Annotated in this window: 3 protein-coding genes and 1 pseudogene; all 4 read right to left on the bottom strand. The window is 64.6% G+C overall.

The window, feature by feature from the left end; all coding sequences use genetic code 11:
• Window positions 1–407, bottom strand: a 407-nt coding sequence (locus EN925_RS30110; RefSeq protein ID WP_128337144.1) for an SDR family NAD(P)-dependent oxidoreductase, incomplete at its 3' end; no start/stop codon positions are given.
• Between the two features lie 43 nt (window positions 408–450).
• Window positions 451–1,920 carry an amidophosphoribosyltransferase gene (gene purF, locus EN925_RS30105; RefSeq protein WP_013532528.1) on the bottom strand — a complete coding sequence of 490 codons (1,470 nt, stop codon included), beginning with the start codon at window positions 1,918–1,920 and terminating at the stop codon, window positions 451–453.
• A 105-nt stretch (window positions 1,921–2,025) separates the two neighbouring features.
• A complete protein-coding gene (locus tag EN925_RS30100) occupies window positions 2,026–2,694 on the bottom strand; it encodes a CvpA family protein (RefSeq protein ID WP_013532527.1) in 669 nt (222 codons plus the stop codon).
• Between the two features lie 63 nt (window positions 2,695–2,757).
• Window positions 2,758–3,025, bottom strand: a pseudogene (locus tag EN925_RS30095) (DNA repair protein RadA); the annotation flags it as partial.

The following is a 3,025-nucleotide window of genomic DNA, read 5'->3' as shown; positions in this document are numbered from 1 at the left end:
GCATCGGAGAGCCGCAGCAGAGGGTCGACCGAGCGGATCAGCCGCCAGGTCGAGGTGACGTTGATGGTCATCACCTTCTCGAAGGTTTTTGCTTCGACATGACCGATCGGCGAGATGACGCCGAGCACGCCGGCATTGGCGACGAGAATGTCGAGCTTGCCCCAGCGTTCGTGGATGGCGCCGCCCAGGCGGTCGATGCCGGCCATGTCGGCGAGGTCGAGCGGCACCAGTGTCGCCTGGCCGCCGGCCGCCTTGATCTGGTCGTCGAGCTCTTCCAGCCCGCCGACAGTACGAGCCACCGCAATGACATGCGCGCCGGCGGCAGCCAATTCCTTGGCGATGAAATAGCCGATGCCGCGCGAGGCGCCGGTGACGACCGCAACGCGGCCGGAAAGGTCGAGGGTCATGCGATGGATTCCGGGAATTGACTAACGCTGATGGCGGTCCGGCCTACGTCCCGCTTGTCGCCAGCAGCGACAGCGTGCGCACATTGTCGTGGCCTTCGAAGTCGAGCAGGCGGGTCGGGTACTGGCCGGTGAAGCAGGCATCGCAGAATTGCGGCTGGTCGTTGTCGCGGCTGGCCTCGCCGACCGCGCGGTAGAGCCCGTCAATGGTGAGGAAGCCAAGCGAATCGACGCGAATGAACTCGGCCATCTCCTCGATCGACATGCGCGATGCCAGGAGCTTCGATTTCTCCGGCGTGTCGACACCGTAGAAGCAGGAGGCGCGTGTCGGCGGTGAGGCGATGCGCATATGCACCTCCTTGGCGCCGGCGTCGCGCACCATCTGCACGATCTTCTGGCTGGTGGTGCCGCGCACGATGCTGTCGTCGACCAGCACCACGCGCTTGCCTTCGATCATGCGGCGGTTGGCATTGTGCTTCAGCTTGACGCCCATATGGCGGATCGAATCGCCCGGCTGGATGAAGGTGCGGCCGACATAATGATTGCGGATGATGCCGAGCTCGAAGGGAATGCCGGCCGCCTGGCTGAAGCCGATCGCCGCCGGCGTGCCCGAGTCCGGCACCGGCACGACGATGTCGGCCTCGACCGGGCTTTCGACCGCCAGCTCGGCGCCGATACGCTTGCGCACCTCATAGACGTTGCGGCCTTCGACCGAGGAATCCGGCCGCGCGAAATAGACATATTCGAAGATGCAGAAGCGGGTCTTCTGCGGCTCGAAGGGGAACAGGCTCTCGATGCCCTTGGACGTGACGACGACCATCTCGCCGGGCTTCAGGTCGCGCACGAAACGCGCACCGATGATGTCGAGCGCGCAGGTTTCGGAGGCCAGGATCCAGGCGCCGTCGAGATCGCCCAGCACCAGCGGCCGGATGCCGAGCGGATCGCGGCAGCCGATCATCTTCTTGGCCGTCATCGCCACCAGGGAAAAAGCGCCCTCGACCTGCCGCACCGCATCGATGAAACGCGAGTTCAAATCGCGCTCCTTGCTGGTGGCGACGAGGTGCAAAAGCGTCTCGGTATCGGAGGTGGAGGAGAAGATCGCGCCTTGCTTCTGCAGCGCGCGCTGCACGGTCATGGCGTTGGTCAGATTGCCGTTGTGGGCGACGGCGAAACCGCCATCGGCCAATTCGGCGAAAAAGGGCTGGATGTTGCGCATGCCGGCGCCGCCCGTGGTGGCGTAGCGCGTATGGCCAATGGCGCGGTTGCCTTGCAGGCTGTCGATGACGCGCTGCTTGGTGAAGGTGTCGCCGATCAGGCCGACATGGCGTTCGACATGGAACTGGCTGCCGTCATAGGAAACGATGCCGGCCGCTTCCTGGCCGCGATGCTGCAGCGCATGCAGGCCCAATGTAACGATGGCCGCAGCGTCCTGCCGGCCGAAAATGCCGAACACACCGCATTCGTCGTGGAAATGGTCGTCGGCCTCGGCGGAAAGCACGTCGTCTGCGTCTGCCATCTTAAGCTCCGCTAAAATCGCCATATAATGCGGGTTCGCGCCGAAAGCAACGCGGGCCGTGCAGTCGTTCACACCATCGTCAGATCCTGACGCCGTTTTTCGGCGTCAGTTTGCCGGTGCCGCCGGTGCCGGAGCGGCCGGGGCGTTGTTCGCCGGTGGTGTTGCGTCATTGTCGTCAGGCGCCGGCGTGTTGGTATCGTCGCCGCCCGCCGGAGCATCCGCCGCCGGTGCGTCCGGAGCAGCTGGCGTCTCGGCGGCCGGCTGATTCGGATTGAGCTTCTTGAGGATCGCGTTTTCCGGATCCTCGGGCAGCAGGCTTTCGAGCTTGGCGCCGATTTGTTCGAGCAGCGGCCGCGACTTGGCCTCGGTGACCCAGGCTGGCGCCTTGGCGCCGGCCAGCCAGTTGAAGAACAGCAGGGCGACGGCAACGACCAGGATGCCGCGCGCGGCGCCGTAAAGGAAACCCAGCGTCCGGTCGAGTGCGCCGATCCGGGAATCGATGATCCAGTCGGCGAGCTTCATGGTGATGACCGAGACGACGATCAGCGCGATGATGAAAACCACGCCGGCGGCGGCCGCCATGGCCACCTTTTCATTCTCGATGTAGGGAGCGAGGTAAGGCACGACCGGCTTGTAGAAGAAGAACGCCGCCGCTGCCGCCGCTGCCCAGGAGACGACGGACAGGACTTCGCGCGAGAAGCCGCGAACCATGGCGAGCATCGCCGAGACCAGAGTGAAGCCGACGAGAATTCCGTCAAGCAGCGTAATCGGCATGTCTTTCGCCCCACTCCATGAGCCGCATTATAGCGCCGAACATCGGGCTCTGGGTCCGATGCTCTAGTCTTCTTCGTCCACGCGGCTTCGGCGTGAGCCGGCTATGCGTGCCACGAGGTCGGCAAGCTCGGTCGGCTGGAAAGAACCGGCCCCGATCCCCCCGGCCAGTTCCCCGCTGCCCGAGGGCAGAACCGCGCTTCCAAAACCCAGCTTTTCGGCTTCTTTGAGGCGCTGTTGCGCATGCGCAACCGGCCTCACGGCGCCCGAAAGGCTGATTTCGCCGAAATAGACGCAATCGGCGGGAAGGGCAAGACCGGTGAGCGAGGAAACC

It is taken from the genome of Mesorhizobium sp. M7A.F.Ca.US.006.04.2.1 (assembly GCF_004022915.1).
Classification (GTDB): domain Bacteria; phylum Pseudomonadota; class Alphaproteobacteria; order Rhizobiales; family Rhizobiaceae; genus Mesorhizobium; species Mesorhizobium ciceri.
Note: the sequence above shows the minus strand (reverse complement) of the source record. Positions and strands in the feature narration are given on the sequence as shown.